The organism is Bradyrhizobium sp. CCBAU 11361, from assembly GCF_028128935.1.
Classification (GTDB): Bacteria; Pseudomonadota; Alphaproteobacteria; order Rhizobiales; family Xanthobacteraceae; genus Bradyrhizobium; species Bradyrhizobium niftali.
In genome coordinates this window covers 194,979-212,469 of record NZ_LBJZ01000008.1, presented here as the reverse complement: position 1 = coordinate 212,469, position 17,491 = coordinate 194,979, and the positions used below count along the sequence as shown (strand labels likewise).

Here is a 17,491-nt window from a genome sequence, read left to right as displayed (position 1 = left end):
ATACTCATTGCAGGAGCGGGGTTCGCAAGTCGAGGGTCAGCGGAAACTCATTTGTGCGTTCCTCGGGCGGCGGCTGCATCGGACCCGGCGTATGGCCGTGGTCCTGGAAGCGCGCCAGCCGCCGCGCCTCGGCCTCGTAGGTGTTGACGGGCTTGGTGTCGTAGCTGCGGCCGCCGGGATGGGCGACGTGATAGACGCAGCCGCCGAGCGAGCGGCCGTTCCAGGTGTCGATCAGGTCGAAGGTCAGGGGCGCGTGAACCGGAATGGTCGGGTGCAGGCCGGAGGCCGGCTGCCAGGCCTTGAAACGGACACCGGCCACGGCCTCCGAGGAACGGCCGGTCGAGGTCATCGGCAGGCGGCGGCCGTTGCAGGTGATGATGTGGCGGCCCTCGACAAAACCCTCCGCCTTGACCTGGAGGCGTTCGACCGACGAGTCGACATAGCGCACGGTGCCGCCGGCCGAGCCCTCCTCGCCCAGCACGTGCCAGGGCTCCAGCGCCTGACGCAGCTCCAGCGTCACGCCGCCATGATGGACGCGGCCGAAGGCGGGGAAGCGGAATTCGAGCTGGGCCAGATACCATTCCGGCTCGAAGGGATAGCCGAACTGCTTCAGCTCGGAGAGCACGTCCAGAAAATCTTCCCAGATGAAATGCGGCAGCATGTAGCGGTCATGCAGCGCGGTGCCCCAGCGCACGAACTTGCCTTGTTGCGGCTCGCGCCAGAACCTTGCGATCAGCGCGCGGATCAGCAGCTGCTGCGCCAGCGACATGCGCGGATCCGGCGGCATTTCGAGCGCGCGGAATTCGACAAGGCCGAGCCGCCCCGTCGGACCATCGGGCGAATAGAGCTTGTCGATGCAGATCTCGGCGCGGTGGGTGTTGCCGGTGATGTCGACGAGCAGATGCCGGAACAGCCGGTCCACCAGCCACAACGGCGTCTGGTAGCCCGGCGGCGGCACGTGCGAGAGCGCGATCTCGAGCTCGTAGATGCTGTCGTGCCGCGCTTCGTCGATGCGCGGCGCCTGGCTGGTCGGGCCGATGAAGAGGCCGGAGAAGAAGTAGGACAGCGACGGATGCCGCTGCCAGTACAAGACCAGACTCTTGAGCAGATCGGGCCGGCGCAGGAACGGCGAGTCCTGCGGTGAGGAGCCGCCGACGACGACGTGATTGCCGCCGCCGGTGCCGGTGTGGCGGCCGTCGACCAGGAAGCGGTTGGCGCCGAGGCGCACCTTCGCCGCGTCCTCATAGAGGCCGGAGGTGATGTCGACCGCATCGCGCCAGCTCTTGGCCGGCTGGATGTTGATCTCGATGACGCCGGGATCGGGCGTCACCTTGATGACCTCGATGCGCGGGTCGAACGGCGGCGGATAACCCTCGACATGGACCTGGAGCTGCATCTCCTCGGCGGTCGCTTCGAGCGCTGCGACCAGTTCGAGATAATCCTCGATGCGCTCGACCGGCGGCATGAAGGCGCAGAGCACGCCGTCGCGGACCTCGACCGACATCGCGGTGCGCACCGGAACCGACGTGTTGAGATGCTCGGACGCGACCCGCGGCGGCGCTTCCGGGCGCGCGGCGAGCGTGAACACCGGCAGCTTGCCGCGCGCCTCCATCGGGTCGCGCTCGATGATGTAGGGATACTGGTTCGGCGGAACGTAGCCGAGCGAGCCGATCGGCAGGCGCAGGCCGAGCGGGGAATCGCCCGGCGTCAGGAACAGATGATTGCGCCGCAGCGTCCAGCGCTCGCTGCGCCAGCGCGGCGGCGCGTTCCAGCGCTGCACCGGCAGCACGAAGCCGCGCGGGGTGTTGAGGCCCTGCTCGAACACCCGCGCGATGCGCGCACGTGCCTCCGGATCGGACAATTTGGAGTCGGTCGGATCGACATTGACGGGAAGCTCGGCTTCCTTCTGAAGCCAGAGTGCGGTGTCTTCATAGGCCGGCATGATGTAGCCGGGATCGAGCCCAAGCCGCAGCGCCGCGCCCTCGATAAAGGCCTCGGCGTCCTTCGTCCCGGCCGGCCGCGGATTCTCGATCTTGGCGATCAGGTCGACATTCTTCCAGATCGGCACGCCGTCCTTGCGCCAATAGAGGCCGAAGGCCCAGCGCGGCAGGCTCTCGCCGGGATACCATTTGCCCTGGCCGTAATGCAGCAGACCGCCCGGCGCGAAGCGCGCGCGCAACCGGCGGATCAGATCGTCGCCGAGCGCGCGCTTGGTCGGGCCGACGGCCTCCGTGTTCCACTCCCCCGCCTCGAGATCGTCGACCGAGACGAAGGTCGGCTCGCCGCCCATGGTGAGCCGCACGTCCGCGCTCGCGAGATCGCCGTCGACCTGCTCGCCGAGATCGTCGAGCCGCGCCCAGGATTCGTCGGAGAACGGCTTGGTGATGCGCGGCGCCTCGCGGATGCGCTTGACGCTCATGTCGAAGGCGAACTCGACTTCGGCAAAGCCGGCACCCCCGGAGATCGGCGCGGCCGAGCGATAATGCGGCGTGGCGGCCACCGGGATATGCCCCTCGCCCGCCAGCATGCCGGAGGTGGCGTCGAACCCGATCCAGCCCGCGCCCGGCAGGTAGACCTCGGCCCAGGCGTGCAGATCGGTGAAGTCGTTCTCGACCTCGGGCGGTCCCTCGATCGGATCGATGTCGGGGCGGATCTGGATCAGGTAGCCGGAGACGAAACGGGCAGCGAGCCCGAGATGGCGCAGCGTCTGAATCAGGAGCCAGGCGGAGTCGCGGCACGAGCCGGCGCCAGAGGAAAGCGTCTCCTCCGGCGTCTGCACGCCCGGCTCCATCCGGATGATGTACCGGACGTGCTTCTGAAGCTCGCGATTGAGATCGACCAGGAAGTTGACGGTGTTCGGGGCTTCGTGCGGGATCGTGTCGAGAAATTTCGCGAACAGGCGATCCGGCTTGACGGTCTCGAGATAGGGCGCCAGCTCCGTCTTCAGATCCTTGGGATATTCGAACGGGAAGCTGTCGGCATAGGGCTCGACGAAGAAGTCGAACGGGTTGACCACGGTCATCTGCGCCGTGAAATCGACCTCGAATTTCAGCTCGGTCGTCTTCTCCGGAAAAACGTAGCGCGCCAGCCAGTTGCCCTGCGGGTCCTGCTGCCAGTTCACGAAATGGTTGGCCGGCGTGACCTTGAGCGAATAGCTCAGGATCGGCGTGCGCGTGTGCGGCGCCGGCCGCAGACGGATGGTCTGCGGGCCGAGATCGATCGGGCGGTCGTATTTGTAGTGCGTGACGTGGTGTAACGCGACGTAGATCGACACGGGGTACGGTGCTCCAGCAGCTTTTTTGAGCAGAACACCTGACGTCAGTGCGATCAAGCACTAACAACGGGCAGACCGTGCCTAGGAAGTATCCCGGTCGTCCGGGGGCAATCGCACAAGACTTGAGAGTTGGCGCTCTACAGCCCCCACAGCGTCATGGCCGGGCTCGTCCCGGCCATCCACGACCTTCTCTTGCCATCCCAAGAACGTGGATGCCCGGGACAAGCCCGGGCATGACGACCTCTTGTAGGATGACGCTACGCCGCGGACGTCAGCCGTTGCAGGAACTGGGTGACCTCGCGCTTGAGCGTCTCGACCTCGCCATGGACGCGCTCGGAGGCGCTGTTGACGCGGCTCGCGACGCGGCCGGTGTCGGCGGCGGCTTCGCTGATGCCTGTGACGTTGGAGGAGACCTGGGAGGTGCCGGCCGACGCCTCCTGGACGTTGCGGGCGATCTCGCGGGTCGCAAGACCCTGCTGCTCGATCGCGGTCGCGATCGAAGCGGTGATGCCGTCGATCTCGGCGATGGTCTGCGCGATCGCCTCGACCGCTGCGACCGAATTGGTGGTCGATTGCTGCATCTCGCCGACCTTGGCGCTGATCTCCTCGGTCGCCTTCGCGGTCTGGTTGGCGAGGCTCTTGACCTCGGAGGCCACCACCGCGAAGCCGCGACCGGCCTCGCCCGCACGCGCCGCCTCGATCGTGGCGTTGAGCGCCAGGAGGTTGGTCTGCTCGGCGATCTCGCTGATCAGCTTGACCACGTCGCCGATCCGCATCGCCGCATCCGCAAGCGTGCGGATCTCGCTGCCGGCGCGATTGGCCTCGTTCACGGCGCGTCCGGTGCTCGCGGTCGAGCCGGTGACCTGACGGCCGATCTCGGCAATCGAGGACGCAAGCTGTTCCGCGGCGCTGGCGACGGTGGCGACATTGCGCGAGGCATGGTCGGACGCGCTGAGCACGCCGGAGGTCTGCCGGCTGGTCTTCTCGGCCGCCGCCGCCATCTGGCCGGCGTCGGATTCGAGATCGGTCGCGGCCCCCATGAGGGTGCCGGCCACCTGGTCGAGATGCGTGCCGAACTGCTGTGCGAGGTCCGCAATCTCGACGACCCTGCGGCCGAGACTGTCGGTGCCAGAATTGATGACGGCGGCCGAACGGCGGAACGAGCCGGGCAATCCGCGCGCCAGGATCTTGCGGAAATACTTGCCGCGGCTGGCGTAGTCCATCGACGCCGAGGCTTCGCGCAGATAGGCGTCGGTGATGTCGAGCATGTCGTTGACCGACTTCTGAATGGCGCCGATCCGCCCGGCCTGACGATCGCTCAGGATGCGTGCCTCGAGATCGCCGCGCGCCGCCTTGCGGCACACATCCGCGACCTCATCGACGGCCACCGCCGTGCGACGCTGGCACCAGACGGCATAGCCGAGCAGCACGACCGTCGCGCCAGGCAGCGCCGCACCGATGATTCCGGTCACACCGAGAAGCGAGAGTCCGAACGCAACGACGGCGAGTACACACGCGAGCGCGGTCGCTCCCTGCGCCTTAGAGAGAGAGCACAAATTCATCGTAACCGACACCCTGTTGCTTGAGCAGGCCGACCATCGCATCGAAGCTCGCATGCATGCCGTCCTTGGCATTGGCATGCCGCGCCTCTTCCGCGCACAGCGTCTTGTAGATCGGCTTGATGCGTTCGACCTGCGCCGGATCGGGCTTGCGGCGGTTGGAGTGATAGCCGACGATATTGCCACGCTCGTCGAACGTCGGCGTGACGTGGGCGAACACCCAGTAATGACTGCCGTCCTTCGCCAGATTGACGACGTAGGCGAAGATCTCCTGCCTGGACTGAAGCGTGTCCCAGAGCAGCTTGAAGACGCAGCGCGGCATGTCGGGGTGGCGGATCAGGCTATGGGGGGCGCCCATCAGCTCGGCGTAGCTGTATTTCGCCATGCGGAGGAAAATGTCGTTGGCGTAGGTGATGCGGCCCTTGAGGTCGGTCTTCGATACGATCAGCTCCTCCTCGCCGAGGAGATTTTCCACGCCAGTCGGCCGTATCGCACGCGTCATCGTTGACGAATCCTCACGAAGGGCAGCGCCCCCGAAGAGTCGCCCACATCGCCTCACGATTACGGTGCGAAATCTTAATCCCGAGTGACCGCAGGAACTCCTGCGGTCATATGGCACCTACGTATGATTACGTAGATGTCCGCTGTTCGTGCTGCCGGTCCGGCAGCGAGGTGCATCAGCACCGCTACATCGTCGCGCCCAGCACCCAGGGTGCGAACTCGGCGCCGCCGAAATCAAAACTCTCGCTCTTGGTCGGCTGGCCCGAGGCGGTCTTGAGGATGAGCTCGAAGATGCGCTGGCCGCATTGCTCGACGCTCTCCTCGCCTTCGAGGATGGTGCCGCAATTGACGTCCATGTCCTCTTCCATGCGCTTGTACATGGGCGTGTTGGTGGCGAGCTTGATCGAAGGCGCCGGCTTGCAGCCGAACACGCTGCCGCGGCCGGTGGTGAAGCAGACCAGATTGGCGCCGCCGGCGACCTGCCCGGTCGCGGCCACGGGATCGTAGCCGGGCGTGTCCATGAACACGAAGCCCTTCTTGGTGATGGGCTCGGCGTAGCGCAGCACCTCGACGAGGTTGGTGGTGCCGGCCTTGGCCATCGCGCCGAGCGACTTTTCCAGGATGGTGGTGAGGCCGCCGGCCTTGTTGCCGGGGCTCGGATTGGCGTTCATCTCGGCGCCTTCGCGCTCGGTGTACGCGTCCCACCAGCGCATGAGGTCGACCAGCTTCTCGCCGACCTCGCGGCTGACGGCGCGGCGGGTGAGCAGGTGCTCGGCGCCGTAGGTCTCCGGCGTTTCCGACAGGATCACGGTGCCGCCGTGGCGGACGATGAGGTCGCTGGCGGCGCCCAGCGCCGGATTGGCGGACACGCCGGAATAGCCGTCGGAGCCGCCGCATTGCAGGGCCACGGTGAGCTCGCTTGCCGGCACCGTTTCGCGCTTCACCTTGTTGGCGTCGGCCAGCGCCTCGCGCACGAAGGCAATGCCCGCTTCCACCGTCTTGCGGGTGCCGCCGACCTCCTGGATGTCCATCGCGCGGAGGCGGCCGGCGAGCTTCTGCTCTTCCATCAGGCCGCCGATCTGGTTCACCTCGCAGCCGAGGCCGAGCACGATGACATGGGAGAAATTGACGTGGCGCGCGTAGCCGCCGAGCGTGCGGCGAAGCAGCGCCAAGGGCTCGTTCTGCGTCATGCCGCAGCCGGTCTTGTGCGTCAGCGCGACCACGCCGTCGACGTTGGGAAAATCGGCCAGCGGATTGTCGCCGTTGAAGGGGTTCTTCTTGAAGACGTCGGCGACGAGGCTCGCGACATGCGCGCTGCAATTCACCGAGGTGAGGATGCCGATATAGTTGCGCGTGGCGACGCGGCCGTCCGGGCGGCGGATGCCTTCGAAGGTCGCCGGCAGGTCGAAATTCGGCGTCGGCTTGACGTCGGCGCAATAGGCATAGTCCTTGGCGAAATCGCCCATGCCGCAGTTCTGCGTGTGCACGTGCTGGCCCGGCGCGATCGGCACCGTGGCAAAGCCGATGATCTGGCCGTAGCGCCTGATCGGCTCGCCCACGGCGATCGGCTTGATCGCGACCTTGTGGCCGGAGGGAATGCGCTCGACCGTGGTCACGCCGTCGGCCACCGATGTTCCCGGCGGCAGGCTCGCGCGCGCGATCAGCACGCCATCATCGGGATGCAGGCGGATGACAGGGCTGATGGTCATGGAAGGTCTCCTTGGGTCTTCTAGGTATCGTGCCCCGGACGCTGCGCAGCGCGAAAGCGGTGCGCTGCTGATCCGGGGCCCAGTGTCACATCATGTGTTGGGCTGGCAACCGGGTCCCGGCTCTGCGGAGCGGCACCATAGCGCGTCAAAGACGCGCGTAAACGCGCTTATGGTGCCGCACCGCGTCCGGGACACGGAAGCTTACGCCTTGCCGCCGGAATCCTTGCGGGTCGCGTTGACTTGCATCTTGGCGTAGGTCGTCATCATACCGACCTCGTTCGACAGCGTCACCAGCTTGAAGCCCATGTTGATGGCGCGCGCCGCGCCTTCGGCGCCGCTGCAATGGATGCCCGGGTTGAGGCCGCGCTTGCCGCACTCCTTGATGATCTTGTCATAGATCGCAAGGATCTCAGGCTCGGTGCGATCGAGCTTGGGCTCGAGGCCGTAGGAGAAGCCGAGGTCGGACGGGCCGATATAGACGCCGTCGATGCCCTCGACGTCGAGGATCGCTTCCATGTTCTCGACCGCGGTCTTGGTCTCCATCATCGGCAGCAGAATGGTGTCGGCGTTCGCCGTCTTCTGGTAGGAGCCCGCGGTGCCGTACATGCCGGCGCGGATCGGGCCGTTGGAGCGCACGCCCTGCGGCGGATATTTCGAATAGGAAACGAGGTTCCTGGCTTCCTGGGGCGTATTGACCATCGGGCAGATCACGCCATAGGCGCCACCATCGAGCACCTTGCCGATGATGCCGGGCTCGTTCCAGGGCACGCGGACCATCGGGGTCACCGGATGCTTGTCCATCGCCTGGAAGCACTGCACCATCGACAGATAATCCTGCACGCCGTGCTGCATGTCGACCGTGACGCTGTCGAAGCCGCATTGTGCGATCATCTCGGCCGAGAAGCCTGAGGGAATCGCGAGCCACGCGTTGACCACGGCCTTGCCCGACTTCCAGATTTCCTTGACCTTGTTCGCCACGTTGCCTTCCTTCTTTATTGTTTGGACCGTCGTCACCATGACGAGCGCCGCGACAGCGCGACGTCGCTGTTAGCGCGAACCGGAGCGCCGCGCTACGCTTGCAATGACGCAAGACCTATGCGGTCGCCCTCTGGATGCTGATTTCGCTGACGCCGACCTCGCGGGCGGTATTCACTATCGCCGCCCAGGTGTCATCCGGCAAGGGGATGCCGTTCTGGGTACGCTCGGCCCTGGTTTTCCGTTCGGGATCGCCGGGAATCAGCACCTGATCGCCCCCGGCCACCGGCCCGGTGGCGCGGATGAAGTCGACATGGCGCGAGACCTCTGCATCGAACACATGGGAGGTATCGACCACCTCGGGACCGACATGGAACGCCAGCATGCCGTTGGCGAAGCGGCGGCCGCCCGAGGTGGCCCCGGTTCCGGTCAGCGCGCCCTTCGGCAGCTTCTGCCGCCGCGGCTAGCCACCAGCACTTGCCTTCGGCGACGACCAGGTCGCGAAGTCCGGCACGATCGGGGCCTGGCCCTCACTCCTCGGCACTTGCCTCGTTGCCGGCGCCGAGCCCCGCAAGACTCTGTTCGAGCTCGCCGAGCATCTCCTGCAATTCGGCGAGCTTGCGGGCCCCGAAGCGGCTGGTGATCTCCGCGTAGATCGCCTCCGACGTCGGCGCGACGGAGGCCATCAGCTTCACCCCCTCCTTCGAGATCGAGACCATGCTGCGACGCTGGTCCGCCTTCGCGGTCTTGCGCTCGATCAGATTGCGCGCCTCGAGATCGCGCAGAATGCGCGACAGGCTCGGGCCGAGCAGGAACGCCGTGCGCGCGAGTTCCGTCACCTCGGCGGCCTCGATGGCCGCCAGCGCGCGCAGGATGCGCCATTGCTGCTCGGTCAGGCCGTGCTCGCGCAGCGAGGGACGAAACTGCCGCATCACCGCCTCGCGCGCCCTGAGCAGCGACATCGGCAGCGAGCGCGAGAAGTCGCGCATCGGAACCTGCCGTGCGGCAGGCGCGCTTGCGTTGGCGGGATCAGCCGGTCTCTTCGTCATGACGCCCTTTCAAACCGCAAAATGTTTGCAGTGCAGCAAGGTCAGATTCTGTTTGACGCATTCACTTAACATGTTAAGTATCTCCCGGCACCACGATTTGTAAGATCCCAGATGACGCTTTCCAACGACGATATCCAAGCTTGCGCGAGGCGTCTGCACCAGGCGGAGAAGACCCGCACGCAGATCCGGCAGCTCTCGCAGGATTTCCCTGACATCACCATCACTGACGCCTACGCGATTCAAAAGGCCTGGGTCGACGTCAAGATCGCCGAGGGGCGCCTCGTCAAGGGCCACAAGATCGGCCTCACCTCGAAGGCGATGCAGAGCGCGCTCAACATCGACGAGCCGGATTCCGGCGTGCTGCTCGACGACATGTTCTTCGCCGACGGCGGGATCATCCCAACCGAGCGCTTCATCGCGACGCGCGTCGAGGCCGAGCTCGCCTTCGTCATGAGCAAGCGCCTCGCCGGGCCCGACTGCACGATGTTCGACGTGCTCAACGCCACCGACTTCGTGGTGCCGGCGCTGGAAATCCTGGACACGCGGATCGAGCGCGTCGATCCCAAGACCAAGGCCACGCGAAAAATCTTCGACACCATCGCCGACAATGCGGCGAATGCCGGCATCGTGCTCGGGGGGCGGCCGATCCGCCCGCTGGACGCCGATTTGCGCTGGATCGGCGCGCTTTGCTTCAGGAACGGCCAGCTGGAAGAGACCGGCCTTGCCGCCGGTGTGCTCAATCATCCCGCCACCGCCGTTGCCTGGCTTGCCAACAAGATCGCGCCGCTCGGCCTTGCGCTGGAGCCCGGCCAGGTCGTGCTGGCCGGCTCCTTCATCCGTCCGATCGAGACCCGCAAGGGCGACACAATTCAGGCCGATTATGACGCCTACGGCTCGGTGAGCTGCTACTTCGCCTAGGCGAACAAAAAAAGACAGGGAGTGAAACCGCCATGCCGCATTTCACGATCGAGTATTCGGCCAATCTCGATGGCCGCCTCGACATCGCCGCGGTCTGCGAAGTGGTGCGCAAGGCAGCGGTGGAGACCGGCATCTTCCCGCTCGGCGGCATCCGCGTCCGCGCTGTCAGATGCGAGCATTACGCGATTGCGGATAACAGGCAGGATTACGGCTTTCTCGACATGGTGCTGCGCATCGGCGAGGGCCGTGACCTCCCCACCCGCACGACAGCGGGCGAGCACGTCTTCCAGGCGCTTTCAAAGCATCTAGATCCCGTCTTCGCCGCCGGCAAGTTCGCTTTGTCGTTCGACATGCAGATCAACGACAAGGACACCAGCTGGAAGCGCAACAACATCCACGACGCCCTGAAAGTGGAGGCCGCCCATGGATAAGCCCACCCCGAAAGCCGATGTGTTCCAGGCCAACCGCGACCGCGTCGCGCCGCTGCTCAAGAAGCTGCGCGCGGAGGGGATCGGCCACATGATCGACGGCAAGATCGTCCCGTCGATTTCAGGCGAGACCTTCGAGACCAAGTCACCCGTCGACGGCGCTGTGCTCGCGAGCGTCGCGCGCGGCAATGCCGAGGATATCGATCGGGCAGCGACCGCCGCTGCGCTTGCCTTCAAGTCCTGGCGCGACATGGGGCCCGCGATGCGGAAGAAGCTGCTGCATCGCGTGGCTGATGCCATCGAGGACAATGCCGATGACATCGCCGTTCTGGAATGCATCGACACCGGACAGGCCTATCGTTTCATGGCGAAGGCCGCGATCCGCGCCGCCGAAAATTTTCGCTTCTTCGCCGACAAATGCGCGGAGGCGCGCGACGGCCTCAACACGCCGAGCGACGAGCACTGGAATATCTCGACGCGCGTGCCGATCGGCCCGGTCGGCGTGATCACGCCGTGGAACACGCCGTTCATGCTCTCGACCTGGAAGATCGCACCGGCCCTGGCCGCCGGCTGCACGGTCGTGCACAAGCCGGCCGAATGGTCACCGGTGACGGCGGCTATTCTGGCGAAGCTCGTCAAGGAAGCCGGCGTCCCCGACGGCGTGCTCAACACCGTGCACGGCTTCGGCGAGGAAGCCGGCAAGGCGCTGACCGAGCATCCCGCCATCAAGGCGATCGGCTTCGTCGGCGAGAGCGCGACAGGCTCTGCGATCATGATTCAGGGCGCGCCGACCTTGAAGCGCGTGCATTTCGAGCTCGGCGGCAAGAACCCGGTGATCGTGTTCGACGATGCCGATCTCGACCGCGCGCTCGATGCCGTCGTGTTCATGATCTACTCGCTCAATGGCGAGCGCTGCACCTCTTCCAGCCGTCTCCTGATCCAGGCCAGCATCGCGGAGAAATTCGTGGAGAAGCTGACCGCGCGCGTGAAGGCGTTGAAGGTCGGCCATCCCCTCGATCCCGCGACTGAAATCGGTCCGCTGATCCACGAGCGGCATCTCGCCAAGGTCTGCTCCTATTTCGACGTCGCGCGGAAGGACGGCGCGACGATCGCGGCCGGCGGCAAGGCCTATGACGGACCCGGCGGCGGACATTATGTCGAGCCGACGCTGGTGACTGGCGCGAACGGCAAGATGCGCGTCGCGCAGGAAGAAGTGTTTGGGCCGTTCCTCACCGTCCTGCCTTTCCGCGACGAGAAAGACGCCGTCGAGATCGCCAACGACATCCGCTATGGCCTCACCGGCTATGTCTGGACCAACGACATGGGCCGCGCATTGCGCGTCGCTGACGCGCTCGAGGCCGGCATGATCTGGCTGAACTCGGAAAACGTCCGCCATCTGCCGACGCCGTTCGGCGGCATGAAGGCCTCCGGCATCGGCCGCGACGGCGGCGACTATTCGTTCGACTTCTACATGGAAACCAAGCACGTCTCGCTGGCGCGGGGCACGCACAAGATTCAGAAACTGGGAATTTAGGGAAACAGTCGTTCCGGGGCAACGGGACCGCGCAAGCGCGGCCCGGAGAACCCGGAACCTCGAGATTCCGGGCTCGGTCCTGACGGACCGCCCCGGAATGACGGGGCCTAACGAGGGGAAACGCCAATGCCGGTACCGCAACACGTCTTCGAGCCGCCCTTCAACATCATCCGTTCGAGCCACGTCGTGCTCGACGTGACCGATCTGAAGCTCAGCCGAGCGTTCTACGAAACCACCGTCGGCCTGCATGTCGAGGATGCCGACGACAAGGTCGTGTATTTGCGCGCGGCCGAGGAGCATCAGCATCACTCGCTGGTGCTGCGCAAGGCGGCTGCTCCCGCCTGCGCCCGGCTCGGCTTCAAGGTCGGCAACGACGGGGATCTCGACAAGGCCGCCGCCTTCCTCTCCGAGAACGGCCTCGCCTACGCCTTCGTCGATCAACCCTTCCAGGGCCGCACGCTGCAATTCACCGATCCCTTCGGCTTCCAGATCGAGCTCTATGCGTCGATGGACCGCCGGCCGCATCTGCTTCGCCGCTACGACCTCTACCGGGGCTGCCACCCGCAGCGGCTCGATCATTTCAACGTCTTCGCCGCCGAGGTTCAGGACACCGTCGAGTTCTACGCGCGGCTCGGCTTCCGCCTCACCGAATACGCCGAGGAAGATGGGCCGAACGGGCGCATTGCAGCCGCCTGGATGCATCGCAAGGGCAACGTCCACGATTTTGCGATCACCAATGGCAAGGGCCCTCGCCTGCACCACTTCGCCTACTGGACGCCGACGGCGATGAACATCATCCATCTCTGCGACGTGATGGCCTCCCAAGGGTTCGTGAAGAACATCGAACGCGGCCCCGGACGCCACGGCATCTCGAATGCGTTCTTCCTCTACGTGCGCGACCCTGATGGACACCGCCTCGAGCTCTACACCAGCGACTATTTCACCGGGGATCACGACCACAAGCCGCTGCGCTGGTCGCTGCGCGATCCGCGCCGCCAGACGCTGTGGGGCGCACCCGCCCCACGCTCCTGGTTCGAGCAGGGCACATCCTTCACGGGCCAGGCCGTGCGCGAGCCGAAATTCGTGGCCGACGTGCTGGTGGCGGATTGATGTTGGTGGTCAATAAAGACTCTTTCCCCGTCGTCCCGGCGAAAGCCGGGACCCATAACCACAGGGAATGGTTTGGCGAAGACTGGTCGTTCGGGATTGTCATCGCGCCTTATCGAGAGATCACGCGGTATGGGTCCCGGCTTTCGCCGGGACGACGCATAATAGTGGGCTACCAATGACACTCCCCCGCCTCGCTACCTATTCCGTCAAGGGTGACACCCGTTACGGCGCTGTCGTGGACGGCGGCGTCGTCGATCTCTCCGCGCGCTACACCAAGGACTATCCGACGCTGCGCGAAGTGATCGCGGCCGGCAAGCTCGTGAACCTCGCCGAGGAAGCAGCCGGCCGCGCGCCGGATCATGCGATCGGTGACATCACCTTTCTGCCGCCGGTGCCGGCGCCGGAAAAGATCATCTGCATCGGCGTCAACTATCCCGACCGCAACGCCGAGTACAAGGACGGCCAGGACGCGCCAAAATATCCGAGCATGTTCATGCGCTCGCCCCGCTCGTTCGTCGGCCACGACACGCCGCTGGTGCGGCCGCTCGCCTCCGCGCAGCTCGATTATGAAGGCGAAATCGTGCTGGTCATCGGCAAGGCCGGCCGGCACATTCCGGAAAGCACGGCGCTCGACCACATCGCCGCCCTCACGCTCTGCAACGAAGGCTCGGTGCGCGACTGGCTGCGCCACGCCAAGTTCAACGTCACGCAGGGCAAGAATTTCGATTCCAGCGGCAGCCTCGGTCCGTGGCTCGTGCCTTACACGCAGGAATCCCAGATCGCCGACATCAGGCTCACCACGCATGTCAACGGCGAGCTCCGGCAGGACGACCGTACCAGCCGGCTGATGTTTCCGTTCCGCTACCTCATCAGCTACATCTCGACCTTCGCAACGCTCGTCCCCGGCGATATCATCGTCACGGGCACGCCGACCGGCGCCGGCGCGCGGTTCGATCCACCGCGCTATCTGAAGCCGGGCGATGTCGTCGAGGTCGAAGCCGAAGGCATCGGCCGCTTGCGGAACGGCGTCGTCGACGAAGCCTGACCAACGATTGAAATGGAATAGCAGAATGACCACCCTCACCGGCGGCGAAGCGATCGTAAGCGGTCTTGTCGCCCATGGCGTCGACACCGTGTTCGGCCTGCCCGGCGCGCAAATCTACGGCCTGTTCGACGCCTTCCATCAGGCGCAGCTCAAGGTGATCGGCGCGCGGCACGAGCAGGCCTGCGGCTACATGGCGTTCGGCTATGCGCGCGCCAGCGGCAGAGCCGGCGTGTTCAGCGTGGTGCCCGGCCCGGGCGTGCTCAACGCCAGCGCGGCGCTGCTCACCGCCTACGGCTGCAACGAGCCGGTGCTCTGCGTCACCGGCCAGGTGCCGACGCAGTTTTTGGGCAAAGGCCGCGGCCATCTGCACGAGATGCCGGACCAGCTCGCGACCCTGCGCACTTATGTGAAATGGGCGGACCGGATCGAAACGCCGGGCAACGCGCCGACCACCGTGGCGCGCGCCTTCCAGGAGATGACCTCCGGGCGGCGCGGCCCTGTCTCGGTCGAGATGCCCTGGGATATCTTCACCCAGCGCGCCGACACCGCGGCCGCGCAGGTGTTGGAGCCGCTGCCCGCGCCGCTGCCTGATCCCGATCTGATCAGGCAGGCGGCCGCGTTGATCAAGACCAGCAAGGCGCCGATGATCTTCGTCGGGAGCGGCGCGATCGAGGCGGGCGCCGAGATCCTCGAGCTTGCGGAGATGATCGATGCGCCCGTGGTTGCCTTCCGCAGCGGGCGCGGCATCGTCTCCAATGCGCACGAGCTCGGCCTGACCATGGCTGCCGCCTACAAGCTGTGGCCGAACACCGACCTCATGATCGGCATCGGCTCGCGGCTGGAATTGCCGACAATGTCGCGCTGGCCCTATCGCCCCGACGGGTTGAAGAGCATCCGCATCGACATCGATCCGGTCGAGATGCGGCGCTTCATCTCGGACACCGCTATCGTCGCCGATGCCAAGGCCGCGACCGCCGATCTCGCCGCCGCCGTCAGCAGGGCCGGCTACAGCAAGACCGCCGGCCGCCGCGCCGCGATCCGCGAGGCCACCGCGACCGCGCAAGCCGAAATCCAGCGCATCCAGCCGCAGATGGCGTATCTGAACATCCTGCGCGAGGTGCTGCCGGCGAACGCGATCGTGACAGATGAATTGTCGCAGGTCGGCTTCGCCTCGTGGTACGGCTTTCCGATCTACGAGCCGCGCACCTTCATCACGTCAGGCTATCAGGGCACGCTCGGCTCGGGCTTCCCTACCGCGCTCGGCGCCAAGGTCGCCAATCCCGACAAGCCGGTGGTGGCGATCACCGGCGACGGCGGCTTCATGTTCGGCGTGCAGGAGCTTGCCACCGCCGTGCAGTTCAACATCGGCGTGGTGACGCTGGTGTTCAACAACAACGCCTATGGCAATGTCCGCCGCGACCAGCGCGAACGCTTCGACGGCCGCGTGGTGGCGTCCGACCTCGTCAACCCGGATTTCGTCAAGCTCGCCGAATCCTTCGGCGTCGCGGCCGCGCGCGTCACCGCGCCGGATCAGTTCAGGGCGGCGATGGAGAAGGCGCTCGCCCATGGCGGGCCGTATCTGATCTCGGTCGAGGTGACGCGGGACTCCGAAATCAGCCCGTGGGCGTTCATCCACCCGCCGAAGCCTTGATGTCGTTCCGGGGCGATGCGTAGCATCGAACCCGGAACCTCGAGATTCCGGGTTCGCGCTAACGCGCGCCCCGGAATGACAGGCGCCTACTGCGTCCTGCGAAACGTCAGATTGATGCGCTGCTGCCCGAGCAGCGGATGCTCGCCGCCGGCGAGCGGCGCCACGCCGTGATAGGCGAGCCGGTTAGGGCCGCCCCAGACCACGACGTCACCATGGACGAGCCGGAAGCGGCGCGGCTTGTCGCTGCGCGCCATGCCGCCAAACAGGAAGGTCGCGGGCAGGCCGAGCGAAACCGAGACGATCGGCGCTGAATAGTCCAGCTCGTCTTTGTCCTGATGCAGCGACAGCCGCGTGCCGGGTGTGTAGCGATTGACGAGGCACGCATCGGGCGCAAAGCCCGTGAACCCGCCCTGCTCCGCAGCCCGGCGCGCCAGATCGCAAAACACCGGCGGCATCGCCGGCCACGGCGCGCCGGTTCGCGGATCGATCGGGTCGTAGCGATAGCCGGTGTGGTCGGTGATCCAGCCGCGCGCGCCGCAATTGGTCATCGCCACCGACATCTGATAGCCGCCGGGCGTGGTCATCCGCCGGAACGGCGACTGTGCAACGATCGCACGCACCGCGGCAATCAGCTCGCTCTCGATCGGCCTGACGAATGCGCGCAGCAGCACGGCACCATCGGCGATCTCTTCACGCGAGGGCTGCGCCTCCGCGACGCTATCAAACAGATCCGCCGTCAATTCCTGTGCTCATTTGGCATCATGAAAGATCACACCCAGCGTATGGCGTTGGCCGGACCGGATGCGGCTGACGCCATGGCGGAGGTTAACCCGGTAGGAGCCGCGCGTCCCCTGCACCGGGCGGTGATGCACAGCAAAGGCGACCGCGTCGCCCTGCGCCAGCGGCACCACCTCGGCGCGGGACTGCATGCGCGGGCGCTGCTCGGTCAGCACGAACTCGCCGCCGGTGAAGTCACGTCCGGGCTCGGACAAGAGGATCGCGACCTGGATCGGGAACACGTGCTCGCCATAGAGGTCCTGGTGCAGGCAATTGTAGTCGCCGTTCCCGTATTGCAGCAGCAGCGGCGTCGGGCGCGCCTGTCCCGCCTCGTGGCAGCGCTTGAGGAACGCCGCATGCGCGGCGGGGTAGCGGATGTCGATCCCCATCGCCTCGTTCCAGCGATTGGCGACACCTTGCAGATGCGCGTAGAGCGCCGGGCGCAGCTGCGCGATCAGATCGGGCAGCGGGTAGGAGAAATATTTGTACTCGCCGCGGCCAAAGCCGTGGCGGCCCATGACGATGCGGCTGCGGAAGTGGGTGTCGTCGGGATAGAGCGCGGCCACGGCGCGGCATTGATCGGCCGTGAGCAGGCCCTTCAGGACGGCGCTGCCCTGGGTATCGAGCTCGGCGGTGATTTGGGACCAGTCGAGGGCATCGACGTGGGCAGCAATGTCAGTTCCGGAATCTAGTGCGGCAATACGTTTGGCGACAGCCATGGCGATCATCCTATCCACATCCGTCATTCCGGGGCGCGCCCTCTTGGGCGCGAGCTACGATGCGCAATTGCGCATCTGAGAATCCATCGGGCCGCAGAGACGGCGGATGAATGGATTCCGGGCTCGCGACTTCGTCGCGCCCCGGAATGACGGAGGTTGGTGTCGCAGATCGCTGCCGCTACAACCACCCGATTTCCGACGACCGGTCCCCGTCATTGCGAGGAGCCCTTGCGACGAAGCAA

14 protein-coding genes and 1 pseudogene are annotated in these 17,491 nt (G+C 65.8%); 6 read left to right on the top strand and 9 right to left on the bottom strand.

The features are described from left to right. Positions 1-4: 4 nt before the first annotated feature. The 7 genes and pseudogenes from XI08_RS04650 to hpaR all read right to left on the bottom strand — a co-directional run bounded on the left by XI08_RS04650 (position 5) and on the right by hpaR (position 9,067). A complete protein-coding gene (locus XI08_RS04650; RefSeq protein ID WP_271573536.1) occupies positions 5-3,274 on the bottom strand; it encodes a transglutaminase family protein in 3,270 nt (1,089 codons plus the stop codon). A 257-nt stretch (positions 3,275-3,531) separates the two neighbouring features. Beyond that, the gene (locus tag XI08_RS04645) at positions 3,532-4,836 is read right to left on the bottom strand and encodes a methyl-accepting chemotaxis protein (RefSeq protein WP_271573535.1); all 1,305 of its coding nucleotides are present in this window, start codon (positions 4,834-4,836) and stop codon (positions 3,532-3,534) included. Continuing rightward, the gene (locus tag XI08_RS04640) at positions 4,814-5,335 is read right to left on the bottom strand and encodes a PAS domain-containing protein (RefSeq protein WP_027544071.1); all 522 of its coding nucleotides are present in this window, start codon (positions 5,333-5,335) and stop codon (positions 4,814-4,816) included. The genes XI08_RS04645 and XI08_RS04640 overlap by 23 nt, the downstream gene beginning before the upstream one ends. 184 nt (positions 5,336-5,519) lie before the next feature. Beyond that, positions 5,520-7,043 carry a UxaA family hydrolase gene (locus XI08_RS04635; protein ID WP_271573534.1) on the bottom strand — a complete coding sequence of 508 codons (1,524 nt, stop codon included), beginning with the start codon at positions 7,041-7,043 and terminating at the stop codon, positions 5,520-5,522. A 201-nt stretch (positions 7,044-7,244) separates the two neighbouring features. Beyond that, on the bottom strand, positions 7,245-8,021 hold the full coding sequence (locus tag XI08_RS04630; protein WP_027544069.1) for an HpcH/HpaI aldolase family protein: 777 nt from the start codon (positions 8,019-8,021) through the stop codon (positions 7,245-7,247). A gap of 115 nt (positions 8,022-8,136) precedes the next feature. Then, positions 8,137-8,457, bottom strand: a pseudogene (locus XI08_RS04625) (Ldh family oxidoreductase); the annotation flags it as partial. 91 nt (positions 8,458-8,548) lie between these two features. After that, on the bottom strand, positions 8,549-9,067 hold the full coding sequence (gene hpaR / locus XI08_RS04620) for a homoprotocatechuate degradation operon regulator HpaR (protein ID WP_027544067.1): 519 nt from the start codon (positions 9,065-9,067) through the stop codon (positions 8,549-8,551). A gap of 111 nt (positions 9,068-9,178) precedes the next feature. Between hpaR and hpaH the strand changes: the two genes are divergently transcribed. The 6 genes from hpaH to XI08_RS04590 all read left to right on the top strand — a co-directional run bounded on the left by hpaH (position 9,179) and on the right by XI08_RS04590 (position 15,753). After that, positions 9,179-9,985, top strand: a complete 807-nt coding sequence (gene hpaH / locus XI08_RS04615) for a 2-oxo-hept-4-ene-1,7-dioate hydratase (RefSeq protein WP_271573533.1) — start codon at positions 9,179-9,181, stop codon at positions 9,983-9,985. Positions 9,986-10,017: 32 nt separating this feature from the next. Next, positions 10,018-10,416 carry a 5-carboxymethyl-2-hydroxymuconate Delta-isomerase gene (locus XI08_RS04610; RefSeq protein WP_271573532.1) on the top strand — a complete coding sequence of 133 codons (399 nt, stop codon included), beginning with the start codon at positions 10,018-10,020 and terminating at the stop codon, positions 10,414-10,416. Next, positions 10,409-11,947: a 5-carboxymethyl-2-hydroxymuconate semialdehyde dehydrogenase gene (gene hpaE, locus XI08_RS04605; RefSeq protein WP_271573531.1), complete on the top strand. Its 1,539-nt coding sequence runs from the start codon at positions 10,409-10,411 to the stop codon at positions 11,945-11,947. Before XI08_RS04610 ends, hpaE begins: the two co-directional genes overlap by 8 nt. A 126-nt stretch (positions 11,948-12,073) precedes the next feature. Beyond that, positions 12,074-13,057, top strand: a complete 984-nt coding sequence (gene hpaD / locus XI08_RS04600; RefSeq protein ID WP_271573530.1) for a 3,4-dihydroxyphenylacetate 2,3-dioxygenase — start codon at positions 12,074-12,076, stop codon at positions 13,055-13,057. A gap of 175 nt (positions 13,058-13,232) precedes the next feature. Further along, positions 13,233-14,102: a fumarylacetoacetate hydrolase family protein gene (locus tag XI08_RS04595; RefSeq protein WP_271573529.1), complete on the top strand. Its 870-nt coding sequence runs from the start codon at positions 13,233-13,235 to the stop codon at positions 14,100-14,102. Between the two features lie 25 nt (positions 14,103-14,127). Beyond that, on the top strand, positions 14,128-15,753 hold the full coding sequence (locus XI08_RS04590; protein ID WP_271573528.1) for a thiamine pyrophosphate-dependent enzyme: 1,626 nt from the start codon (positions 14,128-14,130) through the stop codon (positions 15,751-15,753). An 86-nt stretch (positions 15,754-15,839) separates the two neighbouring features. Here the strand turns inward: XI08_RS04590 and alkB are convergent, their stop codons facing one another. Both alkB and XI08_RS04580 read right to left on the bottom strand, forming a co-directional pair. Then, entirely contained in the window at positions 15,840-16,493 is a 654-nt protein-coding gene (gene alkB, locus XI08_RS04585) for a DNA oxidative demethylase AlkB (protein WP_271573527.1), read from the bottom strand. A gap of 9 nt (positions 16,494-16,502) precedes the next feature. Then, entirely contained in the window at positions 16,503-17,249 is a 747-nt protein-coding gene (locus XI08_RS04580) for a 2OG-Fe(II) oxygenase (RefSeq protein WP_271573526.1), read from the bottom strand. Positions 17,250-17,491: the final 242 nt, after the last annotated feature.

Excerpts from the sequence above, each read along its gene's own strand:
- XI08_RS04645 (WP_271573535.1), bottom strand. The coding sequence starts at position 4,836 with ATGAATTTGTGCTCTCTCTCTAAGGCGCAGGGAGCGACCGCGCTCGCG.
- XI08_RS04640 (WP_027544071.1), bottom strand. The coding sequence starts at position 5,335 with ATGACGCGTGCGATACGGCCGACTGGCGTGGAAAATCTCCTCGGCGAG.
- XI08_RS04635 (WP_271573534.1), bottom strand. The coding sequence starts at position 7,043 with ATGACCATCAGCCCTGTCATCCGCCTGCATCCCGATGATGGCGTGCTG.
- hpaR (WP_027544067.1), bottom strand. The coding sequence starts at position 9,067 with ATGACGAAGAGACCGGCTGATCCCGCCAACGCAAGCGCGCCTGCCGCA.
- hpaH (WP_271573533.1), top strand. The coding sequence starts at position 9,179 with ATGACGCTTTCCAACGACGATATCCAAGCTTGCGCGAGGCGTCTGCAC.
- XI08_RS04610 (WP_271573532.1), top strand. The coding sequence starts at position 10,018 with ATGCCGCATTTCACGATCGAGTATTCGGCCAATCTCGATGGCCGCCTC.
- hpaE (WP_271573531.1), top strand. The coding sequence starts at position 10,409 with ATGGATAAGCCCACCCCGAAAGCCGATGTGTTCCAGGCCAACCGCGAC.
- hpaD (WP_271573530.1), top strand. The coding sequence starts at position 12,074 with ATGCCGGTACCGCAACACGTCTTCGAGCCGCCCTTCAACATCATCCGT.
- XI08_RS04595 (WP_271573529.1), top strand. The coding sequence starts at position 13,233 with ATGACACTCCCCCGCCTCGCTACCTATTCCGTCAAGGGTGACACCCGT.
- XI08_RS04590 (WP_271573528.1), top strand. The coding sequence starts at position 14,128 with ATGACCACCCTCACCGGCGGCGAAGCGATCGTAAGCGGTCTTGTCGCC.
- XI08_RS04580 (WP_271573526.1), bottom strand. The coding sequence starts at position 17,249 with ATGGCTGTCGCCAAACGTATTGCCGCACTAGATTCCGGAACTGACATT.